General features: G+C 58.7%; 24 protein-coding genes. 17 read left to right on the forward strand and 7 right to left on the reverse strand.

Annotation, left to right across the window (positions count from 1 at the left end; genetic code table 11):
* Positions 1-101: 101 nt before the first annotated feature.
* Positions 102-1,076, reverse strand: a complete 975-nt coding sequence (locus HKN37_13435; protein ID NNE47651.1) for a T9SS type A sorting domain-containing protein — start codon at positions 1,074-1,076, stop codon at positions 102-104.
* Between the two features lie 189 nt (positions 1,077-1,265).
* On the opposite strand from HKN37_13435, the gene HKN37_13440 reads away from it, so the two are divergent.
* The 10 genes from HKN37_13440 (at position 1,266) to HKN37_13485 (ending at position 9,131) form a co-directional block, all read left to right on the forward strand.
* Positions 1,266-1,697, forward strand: a complete 432-nt coding sequence (locus HKN37_13440) for an SRPBCC domain-containing protein (protein NNE47652.1) — start codon at positions 1,266-1,268, stop codon at positions 1,695-1,697.
* A gap of 237 nt (positions 1,698-1,934) precedes the next feature.
* Positions 1,935-2,675: a hypothetical protein gene (locus HKN37_13445; protein ID NNE47653.1), complete on the forward strand. Its 741-nt coding sequence runs from the start codon at positions 1,935-1,937 to the stop codon at positions 2,673-2,675.
* Positions 2,676-2,947: 272 nt separating this feature from the next.
* Entirely contained in the window at positions 2,948-3,754 is an 807-nt protein-coding gene (locus HKN37_13450; protein NNE47654.1) for a hypothetical protein, read from the forward strand.
* Between the two features lie 232 nt (positions 3,755-3,986).
* A complete protein-coding gene (locus tag HKN37_13455; protein ID NNE47655.1) occupies positions 3,987-4,280 on the forward strand; it encodes a hypothetical protein in 294 nt (97 codons plus the stop codon).
* A gap of 117 nt (positions 4,281-4,397) precedes the next feature.
* Positions 4,398-6,002, forward strand: a complete 1,605-nt coding sequence (locus HKN37_13460) for a serine hydrolase (protein ID NNE47656.1) — start codon at positions 4,398-4,400, stop codon at positions 6,000-6,002.
* A 157-nt stretch (positions 6,003-6,159) separates the two neighbouring features.
* The gene (locus HKN37_13465; GenBank protein ID NNE47657.1) at positions 6,160-6,468 is read left to right on the forward strand and encodes a hypothetical protein; all 309 of its coding nucleotides are present in this window, start codon (positions 6,160-6,162) and stop codon (positions 6,466-6,468) included.
* A 62-nt stretch (positions 6,469-6,530) separates the two neighbouring features.
* Positions 6,531-7,217: a DNA alkylation repair protein gene (locus tag HKN37_13470; GenBank protein ID NNE47658.1), complete on the forward strand. Its 687-nt coding sequence runs from the start codon at positions 6,531-6,533 to the stop codon at positions 7,215-7,217.
* A 64-nt stretch (positions 7,218-7,281) separates the two neighbouring features.
* Positions 7,282-8,013, forward strand: coding sequence for an NAD(P)H-binding protein (locus HKN37_13475; GenBank protein NNE47659.1), 732 nt, complete (start codon positions 7,282-7,284; stop codon positions 8,011-8,013).
* A gap of 114 nt (positions 8,014-8,127) precedes the next feature.
* The gene (locus HKN37_13480) at positions 8,128-8,460 is read left to right on the forward strand and encodes a Smr/MutS family protein (protein ID NNE47660.1); all 333 of its coding nucleotides are present in this window, start codon (positions 8,128-8,130) and stop codon (positions 8,458-8,460) included.
* 8 nt (positions 8,461-8,468) lie between these two features.
* The gene (locus HKN37_13485; GenBank protein NNE47661.1) at positions 8,469-9,131 is read left to right on the forward strand and encodes a hypothetical protein; all 663 of its coding nucleotides are present in this window, start codon (positions 8,469-8,471) and stop codon (positions 9,129-9,131) included.
* Between the two features lie 21 nt (positions 9,132-9,152).
* On the opposite strand, the gene HKN37_13490 is transcribed toward HKN37_13485, so the two are convergent.
* The gene (locus HKN37_13490) at positions 9,153-9,668 is read right to left on the reverse strand and encodes a hypothetical protein (GenBank protein ID NNE47662.1); all 516 of its coding nucleotides are present in this window, start codon (positions 9,666-9,668) and stop codon (positions 9,153-9,155) included.
* Between the two features lie 232 nt (positions 9,669-9,900).
* On the opposite strand from HKN37_13490, the gene HKN37_13495 reads away from it, so the two are divergent.
* From HKN37_13495 to HKN37_13505, 3 genes are all read left to right on the forward strand, one after another.
* A complete protein-coding gene (locus tag HKN37_13495) occupies positions 9,901-10,602 on the forward strand; it encodes a C26 family cysteine hydrolase domain-containing family (GenBank protein NNE47663.1) in 702 nt (233 codons plus the stop codon).
* A 162-nt stretch (positions 10,603-10,764) separates the two neighbouring features.
* Complete coding sequence (locus HKN37_13500) at positions 10,765-12,609, forward strand: hypothetical protein (protein NNE47664.1); 1,845 nt, start codon at positions 10,765-10,767, stop codon at positions 12,607-12,609.
* A 10-nt stretch (positions 12,610-12,619) separates the two neighbouring features.
* A complete protein-coding gene (locus HKN37_13505) occupies positions 12,620-13,057 on the forward strand; it encodes a sxtJ (protein ID NNE47665.1) in 438 nt (145 codons plus the stop codon).
* A gap of 15 nt (positions 13,058-13,072) precedes the next feature.
* Here HKN37_13505 and HKN37_13510 read toward each other — a convergent pair whose 3' ends face one another.
* Positions 13,073-14,983: a DNA primase gene (locus HKN37_13510; GenBank protein ID NNE47666.1), complete on the reverse strand. Its 1,911-nt coding sequence runs from the start codon at positions 14,981-14,983 to the stop codon at positions 13,073-13,075.
* 341 nt (positions 14,984-15,324) lie between these two features.
* On the opposite strand from HKN37_13510, the gene HKN37_13515 reads away from it, so the two are divergent.
* A complete protein-coding gene (locus tag HKN37_13515; protein ID NNE47667.1) occupies positions 15,325-16,080 on the forward strand; it encodes an ROK family protein in 756 nt (251 codons plus the stop codon).
* Here the strand turns inward: HKN37_13515 and HKN37_13520 are convergent.
* Positions 16,055-16,450 (reverse strand): hypothetical protein, encoded by a 396-nt coding sequence (locus HKN37_13520; GenBank protein ID NNE47668.1) that lies wholly within the window; start codon positions 16,448-16,450, stop codon positions 16,055-16,057. The two genes, HKN37_13515 and HKN37_13520, sit on opposite strands and share 26 nt — an antisense overlap.
* 314 nt (positions 16,451-16,764) lie before the next feature.
* Between HKN37_13520 and HKN37_13525 the strand changes: the two genes are divergently transcribed.
* Positions 16,765-16,902, forward strand: a complete 138-nt coding sequence (locus HKN37_13525; protein ID NNE47669.1) for a hypothetical protein — start codon at positions 16,765-16,767, stop codon at positions 16,900-16,902.
* A 42-nt stretch (positions 16,903-16,944) separates the two neighbouring features.
* Here HKN37_13525 and HKN37_13530 read toward each other — a convergent pair whose 3' ends face one another.
* The 3 genes from HKN37_13530 to HKN37_13540 form a co-directional block, all read right to left on the reverse strand.
* The gene (locus HKN37_13530; protein ID NNE47670.1) at positions 16,945-17,505 is read right to left on the reverse strand and encodes an SPOR domain-containing protein; all 561 of its coding nucleotides are present in this window, start codon (positions 17,503-17,505) and stop codon (positions 16,945-16,947) included.
* Positions 17,506-17,515: 10 nt separating this feature from the next.
* On the reverse strand, positions 17,516-18,286 hold the full coding sequence (gene deoC, locus HKN37_13535) for a deoxyribose-phosphate aldolase (protein NNE47671.1): 771 nt from the start codon (positions 18,284-18,286) through the stop codon (positions 17,516-17,518).
* 142 nt (positions 18,287-18,428) lie between these two features.
* Positions 18,429-19,343, reverse strand: coding sequence for a diacylglycerol kinase family lipid kinase (locus HKN37_13540; GenBank protein NNE47672.1), 915 nt, complete (start codon positions 19,341-19,343; stop codon positions 18,429-18,431).
* Positions 19,344-19,427: 84 nt separating this feature from the next.
* Between HKN37_13540 and HKN37_13545 the strand changes: the two genes are divergently transcribed.
* Positions 19,428-20,354, forward strand: a complete 927-nt coding sequence (locus HKN37_13545) for an ABC transporter substrate-binding protein (protein ID NNE47673.1) — start codon at positions 19,428-19,430, stop codon at positions 20,352-20,354.
* Between the two features lie 5 nt (positions 20,355-20,359).
* Complete coding sequence (locus HKN37_13550; GenBank protein ID NNE47674.1) at positions 20,360-21,385, forward strand: iron ABC transporter permease; 1,026 nt, start codon at positions 20,360-20,362, stop codon at positions 21,383-21,385.
* The last annotated feature ends 71 nt before the right edge of the window (positions 21,386-21,456 follow it).

Raw genomic sequence — 21,456 nt, forward strand, 5'->3', positions numbered from 1 at the left:
CGCGGGGGTCGGCCAGGGCAGGCGAGGATCCAGCCGAGGACCAGGAGACCTCTCATGGATCCCGGCCCCCGGGCCGGGATGACAGCAGTCTCATGCGCTGCTCAACGCCCGCGCGAAACAACAAAAGCGCGGACCTCCGTCCTATCCGCGTTCCCAATGCGGACGACATACAACCCGTCGGCCCAATCCTGCACGTCGACGCTTAGCCGGGCTTCGATACCAGCCACACCGTCGGTCCCCGATACCCGATGAACCATCCGACCCAGCACATCAAACACCTCAACCACAACCTCGCCTGGCGCCACTGGAACGACCTGCACGACGACGCGGTCGATGGAAGGATTTGGATAAATGTCGATTGACCCAAACGTGTCTGGTAGCGCATCATCCGCCTCGACTCCCACCCCGCTCTGCAGTTCGAACACGAACGTGCCGACCTGCTGCACCCCGTCAAACGGCGCCTCCGTCAATTCCGAAATCGCGTCCGCCGGCTCCGTGTTATCATTCGCCGATGTGTAGGATGAGCCGCTGTCCGTCCCTGCGTCGTACACAAGCAGCGGGACCTCGAGCCGCTGAACCCACGCGCCTCCTTCGTACAGATCCACGCCAGACACGCCCACAAACCAGTCCGGACTCGGCGCCACCATCGATACCAACGTGACGAGCGGATACGAGTCGGTTACCTGAAACTCAAGCTCCACCTGGCCTGGTGAGCGGCCAATGCCATTGCCCGACAGCAGGAACTCCGCGTGCCCGGCGCCTATCGCTCCGTTAACCTCTGCGATTAGTGCACTCTTTCCACCCGTCTCCGCCATGCTTTCGATGCCCGCCGAGGCAAGCTGACCCGCATTCCAGAATGAAACGGCCACGTTGTGCGTGGCGCCAATCAATCCGGAGAAATGTGGGTTTGATGGGAAGTCCTGCGGATGCGTACCAGCGCTCCACGTGCTCGCGAAGGTTACCCGGTAAGTAACAATATCGGCAGTTGACGCCATTTCCTCGTTAGCCGATGGGCCTGTCGGCGTACTGAAGACGGGAGCAAGGACGGCGGCCAACAAGAGCAATCTGGAAATCATGGGGAGATCGTACGGCTACGCGTTTCTATGATGGAGATCCGGCGGCTGTAGACGGAAACGGGTGTCGCAGCCCCAGGATCCTTCCTGCGCAGGCGCTCCGTACGGACAACCGCACGTCAACGTGCCGGAAACCATCCCCGACTACGCGTGTGCAACATCAGCACGTCGCTCCACGAATCCTGTCAAGTCATGGCCGACATCTACCACGACTTCCCCATACGGGCACCGGCCGATCGCGTTTTCGACGCCATCTCCTCGCCGGAAGGCCTGAATGTCTGGTGGACGAGAAGCGCGGCCGGCCAACCCGTCGAGGATTCGACCTACGAGTTGTTCTTCGGCCCCGGCTATGACTGGCGCGCACAGGTGCGCTCGTGCACGCCGGGCTCGGAGATAACGTGGGAATTCACAAGTGCCGAACCCGAATGGGTCGGCAGTGTCCTTCGCTTCGAACTCCGTGAATCCGGCGGAGTGACACAGGTTCGTTTTAGCCATACAGGGTGGCCGAACGCAGGCAAGCACTTCCGCACGTCCTCCTACTGCTGGGCCATGTACCTCCGCCTTCTCAGGCGATATGTCGAGCACGGAGAGATCATTCCTTACGACGAGCGACTCGACGTCTGAGTCATTAGTGTCGCGGCTGGATCGCCGTGAATTTGGGAGCCTCTACTTAAGGGTCGAGGACGGCGGTCGATACCCTTCGTGCAAACTGTGTCCAGCGGAGAAGGGCTCGTGTTTTCCACCCGATACACGAGCAGCACGGGAGCCGATCTGAGGCAACACTGCAGTTCATTGCCCTGTCGTGCGGATTCCGACCTCTGCTCCGGTGCCACCACCAACCACCATCCTGTAGAGGATCTCATGACAAAACGACTACGGCTCCTTGCCGCCTCCCTCTTTGCTCTGACGATGACGTCCACGATGTGGCTCGGATGCTCCGACACGTTGACGGACTTCACGGAGATAGAAGTCGACGACGCGCTCGTCGCAGAGCTCTCGTCACAACTTCTGAAGACGACCGGTAACGGCGCGCCGAACGGAGCGCACTTTAATCTGAATCTCATCGGTGTGTCGAAGGACAAGTCGGCCGCGATGGACGACAACAATGGTCACCGCATCTTTGTGAAGCTGTATGGCAACACGAAGATCTATCTGGCCGAGGGCGATGATTTCGACGTGCTGGACGCCAACGGCACCGACGGTAACGGCGCGCGATTCCAGCTGCCCAACCCGGATCCGGACAACGACGGAATGACCGTCTACTCCGTCTATGCTCGCCCCCTTGGCAAGTGGGGTGGATCAGGTGCGATTACACCGTGCGCGACAGCCGCCGGCGAAGACGGGGTGTTCGACACCGTCGACGACGAGGAGGTTTGCAGTATGACTGTCCTCACGGTGGAACGGACCAAGGGCAAATCGCACTTCCAGAACGTGTCCAAATACCTGCTCTACGTAAATGTAGACCTCGATGGAGACGGGGTCACCGAACGGTACAACCTGTTCAACGACGCGATGCAGGATTACCTCTGGAGCTACGACAACCAGGGGCTGAAGCTCGTCCAGCTTCGCTTCTACGAGGAGTCTACGGACGTCACGTTATAGCATGACCGGTTTGTCCTCCGAGCTATGAGGCATTCATGCCCCGTGCGCGGATTGCAGCCATGTTTTGAGAGGCGTCCACCGAAAGGTGGGCGCCTTTCTGCGTTAAGCCCGCCAGTCCAGACTACTACATACTGCTTCCAGCGATTCGCGTGCGTGACGAGACGACATCGGCCGCTTGCACTCGTCCAGGCCGTCGTCATGAACCGCGATCCGCGGCTGTCGTATTATTTGATCGGTGCTTGGCCTCAACCAGGATTTATCCGGTCCGTTCTATGCAAGAAGAATCCGGCGACCACAAGGTGTACGACGAGAAGGCCGTAAGCGCGATCTTGAAGCGCGCCACGGAGTTGCAGGCCAGCAGTCGTTCGGACGGGGGGTTTGGGCTTTCGCTTGCCGAACTCCAGCAGATAGCGGCTGAAGCCGGAATTGACCCTCGATTTGTCGCGGCGGCGGCGTCGGAAACGAGTCATGCGCCCGAGCCAGAAACAAATTTCTGGGGCGGTCCCCTCAACCACACCATCGAGTGGATGGTGCAAGGCGAAATCGACGACGCGGCCTGGGAAGGAATGGTCGCAGAGACGCGGCGGTACTTCAAGGACACCGGCGAGGTCCGATCCTGGAGCAATTCGAAAGAGTGGGCGCACAGCGGACAAAACAGTGTGCAGGCCCACGTCACGGCCACGTCACGAGATAACCTGACCAGAATTCAGATCTTCTGGAACGAACCGACGCTCGCAGCGGCCACCTACGTTCCGCTGTTAGTCCTGAGTCTGATTTCGCTTCCGATATTTTTTGAGGCGCTCGCACTTACCGGGTTCACCGGAGCGGCACTCTACGCCGGTTGGGTCGCCATTCTTGCCCTGATCGCGCGCCGGATCACGAGCGAGATATCAGGACGCAAGAAACGAAACCTGTTGGAGTTGAAGGCACGCCTGGAGGACATCGTGAAAGAGGATGCCGTGCTGACCAGTTCGGATTCTACCACGGTGAAGTCCGGATCATCTTCCCTCTTTGACGAACCAGAAGATCGGTCCGACACGGAGGGCGCGACGAGCAGGCGAACGAGACAGCGATCGTGACGAACGTACCGACTCGTCAGGTTCAAAGAATCCGCCACACATGCGGCAGATCATGACTGACCCGAGAGCACCCCGCGTTGTCCTCATTCTGGCAACCCTGGTCCTATGCTCAATGGGTGCGTGCCGCAACCCTCCGCCTGATACTGCACCCGCTCCGTCAACGGCCTCCGACGCACGTCACGATCCTTGCGAAACTCCCGACCCGGCTCTGTCGCGCGCTGCATTCGTTATCGTGACACACCCGACCGCAGGTCAAACGGTCACAAGTCCCATCCACGTTGCCGGATGTTCGAGCACTTTTGAGTCCAACGTCGTCTGGGAACTGATCGCACAAAATGGACGCGTTATTGCCTCCGGACACACAATGGGCGGTGGTCTTGGAAGTCCGGGCCCTTTCAACATCGAAGTGGAATACTCCAGCGAGGACAAGCAGCTCGGCCACCTTCATGTCTTTGAACTCGACGAGTCGGAGGGCGAAGGATTCCCGTCGGGACGAACGACGCTTCCGCTGATCCTCTCACCGTAGCTCGCTTGATGCCAGCCGGATAATTCTATCGGACCAAAAGTATATTACTATCGCTTCTTCGAACAACCGTTCAGATAGCCATTCATTCCAATCCTCTCGACCAACGAGCAACTGACGATGGCATTTCAACTCCAACATCATCGTAGCCGCGTCGCCGCCCTGGCGACATTCGCCCGCGGCCTTCTGTTTGTCGCCGCGTTGTCGGCCGCGTTCCTGCCGGCGTCCGGACAGCAGTCCATGGTCGAACAATTGGACGAGTACATCGCGGAGGCCCAGCAGACGTGGCCGGTACCGGGACTCGCCGTTGCCATAGTGAAGGACGGTCAGGTAGTCCTCTCAAAGGGCTATGGACTTCGAGAACTCGGCGGAAGCGACCCCGTCGACGAACACACGCTGTTCGCCATCGCGTCCAACACGAAGGCGTTCACCGCGGCCGCACTGGCCATACTGGTCGATGACGGCCTGATCTCGTGGGATGATCACGTATCTGATCATCTGCCCTACCTGCAGCTGAACGATCCGCTTGCCACAATTGACCTGCGTGTGAGGGACCTGTTGACGCACCGCGCGGGCTATCGTGACTACTCCGGCGACCTGGTATGGTACGGGACTCCATATTCGGCTGAAGAGGTTCTGAAGCGAATTCGTCACCTTCCCGCCGCATACCCGTTCCGCGCCGTCTACGGCTATTCAAACGTCATGTACATCGCGGCCGGAGAGGTTGTAAGCAACGTATCAGGGCGTTCATTCAACCAGTTTGTGCGAGACGAAATCCTCTCTCCTCTCGCCATGACACGAACGACTCTGGAGGACGAAGACTTTGAACGCCTGGGCAATGTCGCGACTCCGCATCGCGAGCGCGACGGTGCGACCATTCCCCTTTCCTGGTTTGAGTGGGAGGCAGCCGATGCCGCGGGAGGAATCGTATCCAGCGTTCACGACATGAGTCGGTGGATTCGACTGCAATTACACCGCGGAAACTGGAACGACGTCGAACTCTTTTCGGCGGATAGATCGGCTGAGATGTGGTCTCCGCAAACGGTGATTCCCGTCGGCGCGCAAACGAAAGAACAGTATCCGTCGATACACTTCCGTGCCTATGGACTCGGTTGGGTACTTCAGGACTACCTGGGGCAGAAGGTCGTTATGCACGGCGGTGGATACGACGGGATGTTCTCCCGCGTCGCGATGGTCCCCGAGCAGAATCTCGGACTGGTCGTTCTTACAAACGCCATGACGGGCGTCACCAACGCGATAACGTATAGAATACTGGATGCGTTTCTCGGAGGTCCGCAACGTGACTGGACCGCTGAATTGCTTCCGGGCTATCTGGAGGATCGCGCGAACTTCAGCTCACGTCAGCGTGCCGTACTCAAACCGGCCCCCGGCGTTACTACAGAGATGTCACGACAGCTAACCGACTACGCAGGTCGATTCTCGGACCGGATGTATGGGGACGCGACGGTCGCATACGAGGACGGATCGCTCGTGCTCCGGCTCCTGCCTTTTCCCGATCTCGTTGCAGATCTCAATCACCTGCACTCCGATACGTTCAGGATCACGTGGAGAAAGGATTTCGCATGGTTCGATGGGGGTGTTGTCCAGTTTCTGACAGAGCCGCCTGGCAATATCTCAGGCATCCGCATCGACATTCCGAACGACGATTTCTGGTTTGACGAACTGGATCTACGCCGGGTATCAGGTTCGCCGAATTCCGAGTGAGATACATGGACTCGACGACCGATCGACAGGTAGGCCCGGCGATCATACGGATGCGTGTCCGTCTGGCCACTCGAGGATCGACGGCTCGCGGCTGCTCGAGATTGCGGCGACTACGATAAAGCGATGACGTTCGAACGCACGACGACGAAATAGGGTCATGCCAGAAGATTCCGTACCAGTAGGAGACGATAACGGACAAACCGCGGCGGTCACCGCCCTTCAGCTCGGGCTGCTGATCGAGGGCGCCGCCCTGCTTATCGCCCTGGTCACGCCGATCACGCCATCGAAAACAGGAGCGAAGTCGAGTCTGGCCGATCTGGTAATTACCGATCCGAACTATTTCGAAGAAGTCGTCGTGTACTTCATCATTACGAACCTCCTGATCGGACTGATTGCACTCGTGGGCTGGGTATCGGTGCGTATCGACAGGAAACGTCGTGCGACAGGCAATAAAGCGAACGAATAGACATCTGCCATCGGCCGTCGCAATCCACTCCCAAACAGGAACCCCAGGAACAGGCGCGTACAATGCCGTCCAAAGATCTCCTTGACCCTCTCGTCCGGCTCTTCGAGGCCAATGCGGTTGCGGACGACGCCGCCCCGATGAAACGCTACATGCGAGACAAGTTCGAGTTTCTGGGTATCAAATCTCCGTCCCGGCGTGTGCTGACCCGCGAGTACCTTGCAGACCACAGGGACGACGTGCGTCGACATTTGCGCCCGCTGGTTCGCAGCCTGTGGACCCGGCGTCACCGCGAATACCAATACACGGCAACGGACTTACTCGACCGATTCGACACAACTCTGAACGCGAACGACCTGGACTTGCTGGAGCACTTGATCACGCGAAAATCCTGGTGGGATACCGTCGATGCGCTGGCTGCAAGAACCGTCGGCGGCATACTGCGACACGAACCGGAAAGCCGGAAACAGGCTATGGCACGGTGGCGAAAGTCCGACAATATGTGGCTAAGGCGCACGACGCTGCTGTTCCAACTCAAGTACAGGTCGGACACTGATTCGAAGCTGCTCTCGTCGATCATCGCCGACAATCTTGATTCCAGGGAGTTCTTCATTCAGAAAGCGATCGGGTGGGCGCTTAGGGAGTACTCGAAGACGAATGCAGACTTCGTTAGAGACTTTGTAGAGCGCGTACCTCTTTGGCCTCTCAGTGAGCGAGAGGCACTGAAGTGGTTGCGCTCCAGGCCAGCGTGATGACAGGGTGCCCCATCGACTATCTTGATGACGGTCACCGCAGCACCTCACGACAAAGAGAAATATGCAGATCTCGCATCCCGGTCCCACCGGGGCCAGTACCACGGAGCCCCGCACAGCGATCCTCCTGGGGGCATCCGGTCTCGTCGGGACGGAGTGCCTTAGCCAGCTTTGCGCCAGTCCCCTCTACCCAAGAGTTCTTGTCGTCACCCGGCGCGACCTCGGTGCATCCGTTGCGCACGATAAGATCGAGCAGATTGTGGTCGACTTTGATCGGCTTGAAGAGTGGTCTGATGTGCTCGTCGGTGACGACGTTTTTTGCGCATTCGGGTCGACGATCAAGAAGGCCGGTTCGAAAGAACGATTTCAACAGATCGACTTCACGTACCCATCGACATTCGCGCGACTCGTAAGACGCAACGGCGCCGAACATTTTTCACTCGTGAGTTCGATCGGGGCGAAGGCACGCAGCCGCACGTTCTATCTTCGGGTCAAGGGCGAGCTGGAGGACGCAATCGTCGACCAGGACTGGCCGAGCGTGACCATCCTGCGGCCGTCGGTGATCGGCGGAGAAAGATCGGAGTCCAGGTTTGCCGAACGGCTGGGGCAACGCCTGTTTCGTCATGCTCCCGCGTCTTTTCGTACCGTTGAGGCAACTGACATCGCCAGAGCTATGCTCGAACTGGCACGACAGCGACGGAATGGTGTGCAAGTCGTGGAATCACGGGACATAAAAGATCGAGGCCGGCGGTTAATTCGAACCCTGTATCGGGAGGCGGGGCGAAGCGGAGATTAGCAACGAAATGTCGGGCAATAGATTACACGCGAGAGCTTGTTCAACGAGCTCCGACTCATCGCGAACGCGGTAGTTGCCCCTGACCGGACTTTGATACCAGAAGCAAACTGAATCATGCCGTATCCCAGCGTATCCGATGACGGTCAGACGATCGAGCTCGATCTGCACGGAGCCTCGGTACAGATTGCTGAGGACATGATTCTGGCCACAATACCTCTTGCTGCGAATCGCGGGAGAAGCGTCGTCCGAGTTATCCATGGCGTTTCTACAAGTGAGACCTTCGACGATCGTTCGACCATCAAGTCCGCACTCCTGGCGCTACTGGAACAGGGTACGATGGACCGATATGTGACGGACTGGATTGTTCTCGAAGGTTCGACCCTGGTCTCCCTGAACGTAACAGGCCAACGAGATTCCACTCGCATTCTCATTCGCGACATCACGTAACCGGGCCATTGGTAGAAATCTACATCGACAACGACGTCATGCAGGTGGCCGAACTACACAGGCCACTCCTTGACCGCTACCCTGCCGCCGGAACGATTCGGGAAATTTTGGAGACCCAGGCTCGCACGTTACTCGTCGGTCATCACGAGCGCGATCATCGAGTGTGCGTGCAGCTGAAGAACTGGCACCCGCAACTCGTCGGCCGTCCCGCAGCGGAGATTCTGCAAGCCGATATCGGACTCGCAGATATGAGACTGGCCGTCGCTCGTGAGCACGGCTTTGACAGCTGGCACGAAGTTACGGCCGGCGACTTCAGGCTCGACAAGCCGTTCGAACATGCCGCAACCGCCGTTGTGACGGGCGATACCTTGACGCTCGAGCTGCTATTGAAGGATCGATCCCTCATCCACAGACGCTCACGCTACGGACACCGGGCGACTCTACTGCACTACGTCGCAGCCAACGGAGTGGAGACGTGGCGCCAGACGGTGCCGTCCAACGCTGCAGATATCGCTCGGACGCTGATCGCCGCAGGAGCCCGACCAGACGCGAAAGGTCGCTTCTATGGAGACGACGTGACGACGGAAGATCTCGTGACTACAAGCGCGCACCCGGCCGCCGCCGGTGTTGCAGGTTTAATCCTGGAAGCTTTGCGCTCTGCAAATGCGTGAAGATCGCGCGCCCTCGAATCCTCACTTCTCTTTCTGCTTGTAGAGCCCGTCAAACGACGTGGTCCACGTCTCACCGTCATCGGCTGAAACTTCCCACAACTGACGGACCGTTCCATCCTCGTTGTCGAACCAGGTGATGCGGTTCTGCATCGTCGCTCCCGCTCGATTGATCGACGACCCCTCGAGTATCATCTTTCCCTCGCTATAGTCGCCGGTCAGATACAGCGTCGTGCCGTTCCGCCAGACCCAGAACTGCTGCCACTTGCCAAGGGTCGGATTGAAGAAATTGTAACTCGAGCCCTTACTGCCGCCTGCGCCTTCCCAGTTCTCCTGGATCACGCAGCCATCAAGCATCGGCTCAATACGGTTGTGGCCGGCAAGTACACCGTTCGCTGTGACCACCCAGTCTCCTACCCAGAAATCGAATTCGTGGGCCCTCTCGGAGCTGCACGGTCCCGTTGTTTGCGCACTCGCGGACGACGCACCCAGTACGAAGAGTGAGAATGAGATGATGAGAAAACGCGAAAGGGTGTTCATGACCGGTACCGTGTGAGACAAATGATGGCTTGCGGTCCGGCCCAAAGCACGTGCCGCCGTTTGGCCGTAGTTACCTGATTTGGACGATACGTGCAAGGGTAATTCGGACGAACTGCAGAACGGTTCGATGCTGCGGGCATCATGCGTTGAGGCGAGATCTGCGGAGGAACTTCTTACCGACCGTTGGTTCGAATGCCCTTTCCGATACCCACTATAGATCGGTGAGTGACCCGTGACTGGAGACCGCCCACACATCGGCATTACGACTTCTCTGAACGAAGGCGAACAACGTCTTGACAGGCGGTATGTGACCGCCGTTGAGCGCGCCGGCGGCCTGCCGGTCATTCTTCCGATGACGAATTCCACCGCTCTCTTGCGCCGCATCGCCGAGGGCCTCGACGGCCTCGTAGTTCCGGGCGGTCCCGCAATCACCATTGGCCTGGTCGGTAGCCTGCCGGACGACCTTCCGGACGTGCTTATGGTCCGAACGCGCTCCGACACGACGATTCTGGAAGCCGTTCTCGCCGCGCATCGACCAGTCCTCGGCATTTGCTACGGCATGCAACTGATCAATGCCATATCCGGAGGGACCATCTACGCAGATGTTCAGAACCAGGTGGAAGGGACACAGGCGCATTCCGAAAAACGTGGAGCAACGGATCACCCTGTAGGCGTCGAACCGGGAAGCGTACTCGCCCGAACAATCCGGCCCGGGATGTCGGTAAACACGTATCACATCCAGGCCATCGCCTCCGTCGGCGAAGGACTGACGGCCACCGCATTCGCGCCCGATGGCGTGATTGAGGCGGTCGAAAGCAGTGACGGACAGATCGTCGGTGTCCAGTTCCACCCCGAGAAGATGGGTGACAACGGAATGGCGCTTTTTAGCCACCTTGTGGAGCGAGCTCTGGACACTAAAAAACTTCGGGCATAAACGCATGACTTCGCTTTTTCACCGTAATTGCTTATTGTAATCCGTCCAGTTAGAGGGCGTACAACCGTCCGACGGGCCCACGGCGACCGTACACTTCGCCAGATTTCTCGCCTCAGGTAAATTCGTGGGCCTTATTGGACGCCTAGCAATCAAGTCACGGACATGGGTAAGAACGGGCTCGAGTACCAGGCACGCCGCGGGGAAGTGCTACGTGGAATCCGCATTGCCGGAACGGCGGGGGCCATTGTCATGCTGTTTACCGCGGGTCTCATGGGCAGTGATGCCCTTGCCGTGTTGGCGCAGACTTTCGGTATCGAACCTGTCGCGATCAAGGCCCCTGGCGCTCCTGTCGAACGTACTGACGACGTGCCGGTCCAGGGTATCGTTCTGACCGACCTCGAACACCATCCGGACGTCCTTCATGCAGATTACTTTCGCCCCGCCGATGGTGATCCGTCTGCCGTCGTGCCGGCTGGCATCGCGCAGTCATTCAGACAACTCCTGACGATGTACAAGTTCCGGCAGGCTGTTGATGACAACTTCACCGCCCGGGCGTATAGCGTGGAATCAGGAGACGTACTCAAGGTTGCGTCACTTGAGGAGGACCGCGAGCAATTCGCTGCAACCGGCAGTGCTGATTGGCAAATTGTTGACCGAAAACGGAGACGCCTGACAAGTACGCTTGTGGACGATCTGGTGACTGAAGGCAACGTGCGGAACGACATCCGCGTCAGATGGGGCAGACGCAACCAGGTTGTCGAAGCTCGGGATCGTGAAGCAAGTTACCTCGAGCATGAGATCCGGCTCGCCAGCCATCATGGATTGAGCCTGCTTGCAACAGAGATCGGAACTGTCGAGACGTTCAACAACGATCGACTCGTGTCGCGTGTGGGTGCGCGGAGCCGCTACCAGATGATGCCGGCCATGCTCCGAGCGCGGGGCGTACACCACTACCGTTTACGAACCCGCGCGGGGACCAACCTCGACGTCCGGGAAGAGTGGCACCCGATGATCACAATGCAGGCCGCCTTCGTTGTCGTTCGAGCATACAGCAATGCCGTCGGCCACGAGATACCCGGGCTCTCGGCATACCATACGGGACCGTACAATATTTTTCGCGTCTATCGTGAGTATCTAACCTCTGAAGGAGATCAGTTTGGACCGTCGACTAACGTCGTCACCGGCTACCTGTGGGCACTTACCGACGGCTTCGAGCAGGTCTCGAAAAAATCATCATTCAAGAATTACTCTCGGGGCTACGTCCTGACACTGCACGCGTCCCTGCGCGCAACGGAGGAGATGGTGGCGGACACGACCGCCACGATATTCGCCGAGCAGATTCAGCTGCAGCCGGGCAACTCACTTTTCCTCAGTGAATTACTGCAGCACCTGGATGGTTCGGACGAGCGCGTCGCGTGGCGAGTTGCTCGTGACGAATCGCTGTACGAACGATTCAGGATTATGAACCCTCATTTCAAGTTGCCGCCCGAACGAACCACAGGCTCAGTTCCCGAGGGAGGCGATGTGTTTCTCGTTGCAACCGCCACGGAGCAGAAGGAAACGGTGCGGTTCTTTCTCCCCCTGGGCGCCACGGCCGAGTTGATGTCACGCGGTGTTGAAGCGATCGACTACGACGCGACAATTCGCTACGATCGAAACACATTCGATACGACCCAAGAGCCGCATACCGTATGGGACGAACTGTATGCTGCCCTCGTTGAGGATGTACGCACCTTCGGATTCACATTCGAGAACAGGGCGCGACTCGCGCAGATCGCCGATCACATGGAGGAGGCCGCGATGCTGTCCCCGTCTCTATACCGGCAGACGATGCGCGACGTAGTTCGGCTCCATGAGCGCGTCTGGGCCTCGGACCACTTTGCGCGACTCGCTCGCGTAGTCCCGGCAGCCAGAGGTCGACAGAGACTGGAAGCTCAGCCACCATCGCTCGTGACGGATGAACCATCGTTGCGTGTCGACTCCCTCGATACCGTCCCCGCCCGGTAGCACGACCCCGATGATTCAAGCGATTCGGTCCGAACTCGCATTGCTCAATACCGAGCGAAAGGAGTTGCGCAAGTTCGGCTTCTTGATGGGAGGCGTCCTTTCGATAGTGTGCGGCGTCATACTGTGGAAGCGTGGTCTGCCGCCCACAACCCTCGCCATTATCATGGCGATCGGGGCTTCCGTCTTCCTGCTGATCGGCGCGGCTCTTCCGCGTGCCCTTCGGCCCGTCTACATCCTGTGGATGGCGCTGGCTGTCGTTCTCGGCTTCATTATGACGCGCGTCATCCTGACGCTCGTGTTCTTCCTTGTCGTCACGCCCATCGGGTTGGTCATGCGGATGATCGGAAAAGACCCGCTGACAAAGGGCGCCGACGAATCCGCGGACACATACTGGATCCCGCGGACCTACCCGACCAGAGACCGGAGCCGACTTCTGAAGTACTACTGAGCCGGGCCGAGGCACTCAGGCTTTGGCGCCATGACCTGAAAGGAATTCACGGCTCTCGATCGATCGTCTGATGTTGACAAGCTTCATAAGTTCTTCCTGCGCCGCCCTTACGTCGCCTCCCTCCTCTACCCGCGTATAGATACGCGCGCGCATTCGAACGATGGCATCGTCGACACGGTCCAGTTTGAGAAGCGTCATTGCGCTCGACGCCGATTCGTGAGAATCTTCGTCCAGCAGCGGGACGCGAATGTTCTGCTTCTTTGCCCAGTTCTTCGACGCCTCGATCGTTCCAACCAGCACCTCCGCCGCCAGCTCCCGAGCCTCGTCGCCGTAGCTGCCGTCGAGCACCCTGTCCCGATCAACTCGACCGGCCTCGAACATCTGCATCAGAGCCGACGCAATTTCGCGGCTCGGACCCTCAGTGAATTCGTTAAGCGCCATGTGACTGAGGATGAACTCAACGAGCGGCGCACCATGACCGAGCATCAGTCGTAATAGCGTCTTCTCCTCGGGAAGTGGCTCGACAGCGGCAATCGCTCCGCTCTCATCGAGCGACGTCGCCTGATGCGAAGGACCGACAGAATCACCTGCCGGCATGGACTGCGCTCTCGCACCCCTCCGGCGACGGGAACCAGCCCGAATGCCGGCAAGCGCCTCGTGCAGCCTGATGTCCGGAACGCCCATGACAGCGCTCGCCCGTTTCAGATAGGTCTCTTGCAGCAGCGGGTCATCTATGACCGCAATCGATTGCAGGACACCCCGCTGCAATCGAGCCACTGACTCGGGACTGTCGTCCAGTACCTGGCGCCCGTAGTCGTACTTGAATTGCACGAAGTCCTTGCGGTGCTCGCGGCCGTATTCACGGAACGCGTCTCCACCGGCCGACCGTGCATACGAGTCGGGGTCTTCTCCCTCCGGAAGCGTAACAACATAGACGGCCATCCCGCTTCCGAGAATCAAGTCGATACCGCGAACGGCCGCATTGGCGCCGGCCGAATCGGCGTCGAACAAGAGCACGATCTTCTTGCAGTACCGCTCCAGCAGAGCGATCTGTTCCTGCGCGAGAGCCGTCCCGCTCGATGCCACGACGTTCTCAACACCAACCTGGTGAAGAGAAACCACGTCTGTGTAACCCTCAACGAGAAATACCTCCTCGTGTCGTCGAATTTCCTGACGCGCCTGATAGAGTCCATACAGCACGCGACTCTTGTGGTATACCTTCGTTTCGGGAGAGTTGATATACTTCGGCTGATCCGATTCCGGATGCAGAATCCGGCCACCAAAGCCCAGCACCTTACCGACGTGAGAAAGAATCGGGAACATGATGCGACCGCGAAACCGATCGTAGTATCCCTCTCCTTCGTTTCGCGAAATCACGAGTCCCGCCTTCAGAAGCACGTCGTCCGACACACTGGCATCATTCGCGGCGCGACGCAAGCCTTCCCACGAGTCCGGCGAGAACCCCACGCCAAACTTTCGGATCGCCGCCTCGGTCATGCCGCGGTGTTCCAGATAGGAACGCGCCGGTGCCGCCTCGTCTGACTTAAGTAGCGCGTCGTGAAAGAAGCGTGCTGCGAACCGCAGTGCGAAATGTATCGACTCGGCCTCCGATGTCTGCGACGGATCCTGGTCGGGCTCGGGGATGTCGATGTTGGCTCGGGCGGCAAGAAGCCTGACAGCCTCGGGAAACTCCGACTTCTCCACCTGCTTCACGAACTGGAAAACATCGCCGCCGGCCGAGCAGCCAAAGCACTTGTAGATCTGCATGCGTGGATTCACATTGAAAGACGGCGTCTTCTCGTTGTGAAACGGACACAGACCTACGAAATTCGAACCCCGCTTCTTAAGGCGAACGTAATCACTGTCCACATCGACAATGTCGGATGCGGCTCGCACGTCCTCGATAATGTTTTCCGGTATGTGCACTTAAGGCGAATGTCCTGATGGGTGTCTTTTGGGAAGATGCGGAACCCGTCTCGCATCGTGGGCCACCTTGGAGGAACGGCGGATCAGTCTACCTGACTCTGGTTCGATTCTTCAACCGGACCGACATCGGGCTTGTCCGAACACTGACATGCGCCGATACTGGAACACAGAAGAATGGTAACGAGCAGCAGCTTAGCTTTCATACGATACTGGATTTTGGGTCGGAAATACGTTAACGCCTTCAATCTCGTATTCAATCACGGCTCTACCAAACTTTCACGTTCCTTAACAGGGGAAACGCTCCCTGCGAACATCTAACGGCTCAACCGGAGGCAGCTACTGTGGAAATACTCGGGCTGGATATCGGCGGATCGGGCATCAAAGGAGCCCCGGTCAACATCGAAACCGGAGAGTTGACGGCGGACCGACACCGTGTTCGCACGCCGCAACCGGCGACACCCAAGAGAATCATCAAATCGGTCGAGAAACTCGTGTCGCATTTCGAGTGGGACGGTCCCGTCGGATGCGCGTTTCCAGCCCGGATTAAGCATGGAGTCGCCCGAACTGCATCAAACATCGACAAGAGCTGTGTCGGCTACGACATTGCCCGTGGCATGACGGATCGGATCGGCAACCCGGTCTTCGTCGTAAACGACGCCGACGCTGCGGGAATCGCCGAGATGTCGTTCGGGGCGGGACGTGAGCATCATTCTCTGGTACTGGTCCTGACCGTGGGGACCGGTATCGGTTCGGCCATGTTCATGAACAGGATTCTCATTCCAAACACCGAGTTCGGGCATATTCGTGTTCGCGGGAGGAACGGAGAACGCTACGCAGCCGACAGCGCACGCAAGCGTGACAAGCTAACGTGGAAGAAATGGGCAAAACGCTTCCAGCACTATCTGGATCACATCGAATTCCTGGTCGGTCCGGAACTGATTATCCTGGGCGGCGGAATCAGTAATCCTTCCAAGGCCAGTCACTACTTCGATTACCTGAAATCGGAAGGTGAACTCAAGATCGCGGAGTTGAGTAACCGGGCAGGTATCGTAGGAGCGGCCATGTATGCCGCTAATCGCCTGAAGGGTGGTTCTTAACCCCCCAGAGCCGGGCTACGGTTGAAATAAATCCGGCTTCACCCGGAAATATCAGTCCGTCTGCAGAAGCGATGTCCGAAAGGTCGCGGACGACGTGCACGCGTTCTGCGGGTGATAGCTCTTCCCCGGCCGCGTGGATCGACGCGGTCAGCAGATCCGATCCGGCGCTCCCCAGGTATGCGAGCAGAGCACGCTGCATGATCCTCCCTACGTCCGCATCGTCGAGATCCGGATAGCGCGCGTGAAGAAGCTCGAGGATCCGTTCCTCCTCGATTCGGTCGATTTCACCGTCCCCGCCGTGCATGCAGGCGATATAGATGATCGCCATGTCGTGCATGCTGGTCCAGGTTTCGTCCATCGGTTCAGCCATTGTCCTTCCCTTCTTGATGGGTGCCGCCGTCCGCCCTGGAGGAAGCAAATTCCGTCAATCGCACTCATTTTCCTCTGAATAACCCCTTCATACGGGCCCAGGAGGTGATACGCGCGCCACTCATTAACGACCACTAATTAATCCGTCCTCTTTACGGAAACATCGATTGTGTGCCCGTTGGGGTGCTTCTACGTACGGTTCAGGCACCGGGAGCGGCCGCAAATCGATGCCAGGCGAAACATGACACGGGACAGGCATCATCTTTGATACAGTACTTCATAAGAACTTCAATCAGTTTCGCCGGACCCACAGCCATGGACTACAACGTACAGGTTTCACAGACCCGCCGCGACAATCAGGGCAGCGTTCGACTCTCAATGGAAGTTGCTATGGTTATCGCCGCATTCGTCGGATTTGCCTTCGTGCTGGCGCTAGCCGCCAGGATGTTCTAGATCGCGGCTGACTGTGATCAAGCGCATCGCGCACCGTGGCCGTTATCGCCAGACGGTCACGGTGTCGATCGCTATAAACGCTCTCGGAAATCGCGCCGCAATCAATTCAAGCGCAATTTCCGCCTCCTCCCTCGTCGCGAAATTTCCCACTCGAATACGATAGTACGGTTGGACGTACTTCAGGTAGACGGGTAGCAGCTCCTGACGCATGCTCTCCGGACGCCCTTCGGCAGGAATGGACTGCCACCAGGCCTTCGCCCGCTCCTCTGCCGATACCGCCCCCTCCTTGTCCAGGGAAGAGTGAATCTGGATTCGAAAGCCCTGGACGGTCTCAAGAGTCCGCGAATCGTCGGATGCGGAGCCGGTCATGAGTTCCATCGGAACGTCATGCTCGACTTCATTCGTCGCCACGGGCGGGAGATCCACGTACGAGGTCTCATCGAAATCCTCGTACTCGTCAATATGGTCGATGTAGTATTCGAGATCGCGATCGGGAGTCCGATCACTGATGTTAGCCGATCCCGAGCAGCCCATCACGGACAGCGCGATGACCACCGTGGCCAGCCGAATCAGTCCATGTTGAAATAGTCTGTCCACACTCATGTGATTGTACTTAGTACGATTGAGTTCCGATCTCTCCCTTCACGATCTCGACCGATGCACTCGCACCGATTCTTGACGCGCCGTGCGCGATCATGCTTTCTGCGTCCTGCTTCGAGCGAACGCCTCCGGACGCCTTGACGCCCATCGAGTCGCCGACGACCCGGCGCATGAGCGAAACGTCGTGTGCCGTCGCGCCCCCCTTCGCAAACCCGGTGGACGTCTTGACGAAGTTTGCCCTTGCATTCTGAGCGAGAACACACGCAATTACTTTCTCGTCGTCGGTCAATAGCGCGGTCTCCAGAATGACTTTCACGACCGGTGTCGTGTTCGCGTTTAACGCCCGTCTCGCCTTTGCTTCCTCCACTACCTCCCGTATGTCCTCCTCGACCGCGTCGTAACGCCCGCTCTTCAGGTACCCGACGTTTAACACCATGTCTATTTCGGTGGCGCCTTCTTCAATTGCAAGCCGTGCTTCGAGCCGTTTTGTTGCGGTTCGATTCGCGCCAAACGGGAATCCGATAACCGTGCACACCTTCACAGCGCTACCTCGCAGCTGCTCCGCCACGAGTTGAACATGACACGGGTTTACGCACACAGACGCAAAGCAGTACTTTCGAGCCTCCGCACACAGGTCGCGAATCTGGTCTTCCGTCGTCTCCGGCTTGAGCGCTGTGTGGTCTATCATCCGGGCCAGCGGCGGCGCCAGGGCACAGGCGTCGAACCCTGCGTCTTCCGGACGGTCCGCCCGATATCCGAAGCGGCTCGCACCAGCCGACACCATCCGCTGAAGCGTTTCATGCGCCCCGCTCGAATCCGACAACTCCAACCTTCCGGCGTAGTCATCGGCTAGTCGTGCGACGATCTCTTCCTGTTCTTTCGGGTCCATAGGCTAAAGATACGGCGACTATCTCACCGTCGTCACTTCATTGCAAACCGGGGGCTCGGACCAGAAGGGCCGAAGGAATAACTTCAATGCCGATATGCAGGGCATTGTTCGTCACGACTTCGCCGTCGACATGAACAAAAAGACCTGAGGTCGATCGTATGTCCACCGAAGTGGTCCGCTTTGAGGACACCGCATCGTGATTGAGGTGGGTGCCTCGAAGCAGGCCCGGAACAAGACTGAGGAGCCCTAAGGGGGTCGGCCGGCCGATCACACAGACATCCAGCTGACCATCTGTGGGTGACGCCCCGGGAGTGAGGTAAAAGCCGCCGCCCGAACATGTACCGTTGCCCGCCGTGGCGAGCAACGTGGGGCCTGCCCAAAAACGACTGCCCTGGCATTCGACCTCTACGTCCGGATACGTCCACTGCAGCAGCGTTCTCAACGCCAGATACAGATAACCCGCAACGCCTCGTGCTTTCTTGCTGGACTGCGCCTCATTTGCGACCAGCGCGTCGAACCCCACGCCGACGGCATTGATAAAGAGAGCCTCCCTCCTGTCGTCGTGGTTCACCGTGACGACGCGCCCGAGATCAACGCGGTACGAATTCGACGCGAGAATGGATTGCACGGCCGCGCGAGGCCGGCGCGGCATTCCAAGCACCTTCGCAAAGTCGTTCCCGCTACCGAGCGGAACGACCGCGAGTTGGGCCTCCGACTTCGATCTGAGCACTCCTCGGGCAACTTCATTGACGGTCCCGTCGCCCCCGACGGCTACGACAAGCTGATTGGTCTGTGCAGCGGCCATCGCGAGGCTTTCGCCGTCACCCCGGGAGCGAGTGAACAGCGTCTCCACGGCTGCACCGCCGTCGCGAAAGGCCTGTGCCACCTGTTCGGCGGAGCGGCCGGCCACACCACGCCCTGCCAGAGAATTCACTATCAGTGCAACTTGCATCAGGCGACAATCTGCGGTCTCGACGTACAACCGTTTAATGGTACGTCATTGTATCTTCCGAATTCCCCAGACAACCTACGATCTATGCGCGCGCGACTCATTCCGCTGGCGGCGGCCGTACTCCTGCTGTCAACGGCCGGCTGCAACAAGAACAATCCCCCACGAGCGTCGCTTGAACTTACCGATGCACTGGGCCGCACGGTCGGGGTCGACGTTCCCGTTCAGCGGATCGTTACCATGGCCCCCAATTTAACCGAAATCACCTTCGCCGCGGGCGCCGGCGACAAACTCGTAGGAGTGACAACCGCTGACGACTACCCGCCCGAGGTCGATGCCATCCCGAGGTTTTCCGCAGTGGGCGTCGATTTCGAGACCGTCGTGGCCATGAAACCGGATATCGTCCTGGCGACCGATCAGGTGAACAGTCCCAAGGATGCCGACATGTTCGCATCACTCGACATTCCGATCTACTATGCCGGCTTCGGCGGGCTGGATGATATCTTTGACGCCATACGAACCGTCGGCGAGATGGCCGGCACGGGCCGGCGAGCGGCCGAACACGCAGGGACACTGCAGAACGCCCTCGTAGAGCTCAGCCAGCAGACAGCAGACCTCTCCGCGAGGCCGCGTGTCCTCTTTCTGATTTCAGGCGATCGTCTCTTCGGATTCGGAAAGGACTCGTACGTACATGAAATCATCCGGGCAGCGGGAGGCGAAAGCGTGTCGGCGCAAATGGATGTCAAAGCACCGGTCTTCAGCGAGGAATATGTAATCGAGCAGGCGCCCGACGTGATCATCGGTGCGTTTCCGACGCGCACGAGTGCCGCAGATCTACTGCAGGCGCACCCGGCATGGAGCACCGTGCCGGCGATCCGAAGTGGCCGCGTGTATTCGATTGATCCCGACATTATCCTCAGACCCGGGCCGCGAGTCGTGGAAGGCGCATTCCGGATGGCCCTGCTCTTGCATCCGGATCTGCTCGAAAAGGATGCCTCAATCATCAGTCGCTAGAGAGCATGTCGCGCATCTCAGCGGTCGCACTTGCCATTGTGGTCGCCATCCTGCTTTCAGTGCTGGCGACGCTCTCAATCGGACCTGCCGTCTCGCTATCCGATGTAGCAGCGACCCTGGGATCCAGAATATTCGGCGGATCGGTTCAGCCTCCCTCCGAGACGGCTGACAACATCATCTGGCTCATCCGCGTACCTCGCGCATTGATGGCCGTGGCAGTAGGTGGCGGACTCGCCGTCGTAGGCGTGGCCATGCAGGCCCTGGTTCGCAACCCACTGGCAGAGCCCTACATCCTTGGCCTCTCGAGTGGTGCGTCGGCCGGAGCGTCACTCTTCTTTCTGGGATTGCTACCGCCACTTCTGAGCCGAACGGCAACGCTGTCAGGCGCCGCGTTCCTCGGCGGTCTGGCGTCGGTGACAGTGGTGTACGTGATCGCACGTGATGGATCGAGGATTTCCGTTGCGCGGCTGCTTCTGGCAGGAGTGGCGATGTCCGCTCTCATGGGATCCGTCACTTCGTTGATCACGTTCGCGTCGCCCGACCCGGACAAGCTGCGGACGGTCCTGTTCTGGCTACTCGGCTCCCTGGGAGGGTCGCGCTGGGAAATGCTCACACTGCCTCTGCTGGCTTCGATCGGCGGCGGTGTCGTACTGCTGGGATTCGCCAGACAAATGGACGCCCTGCTCGTGGGCGAGGAGCCGGCACTGAGCCTCGGCGTCAGCGTCGAGTTCCTCAAAGTGATGCTCATCCTGATCGGGGCGTTCGTGACCGGAACGCTAGTCGCCGCCACCGGCGTCATTGGGTTTGTGGGGCTCATCATCCCACATGTAGTGAGACTTCTCATCGGCGTGTCGCACCACAGAGTTCTCCCGCTGAGTTTCGGGCTCGGAGCCGTCTTTCTGATCTGGTCGGACGTCGTGGCCCGATCTGTCCTTCCGGCGCAGGATATCCCCGTCGGTATCGTCACAGCGGTCTGTGGCGTCCCTTTCTTCCTGGCCCTGCTCAGGACGAGTCGGTATCGATTCGGGTGATTCGGACCCGGCAAACATCTTCTACGGCTTCGCGTATATGGGCATCGGTTTCAATTTTTTTTGAAAGTCGG

It is taken from the genome of Rhodothermales bacterium, from assembly GCA_013002345.1.
Lineage (GTDB): Bacteria > Bacteroidota > Rhodothermia > Rhodothermales > JABDKH01 > JABDKH01.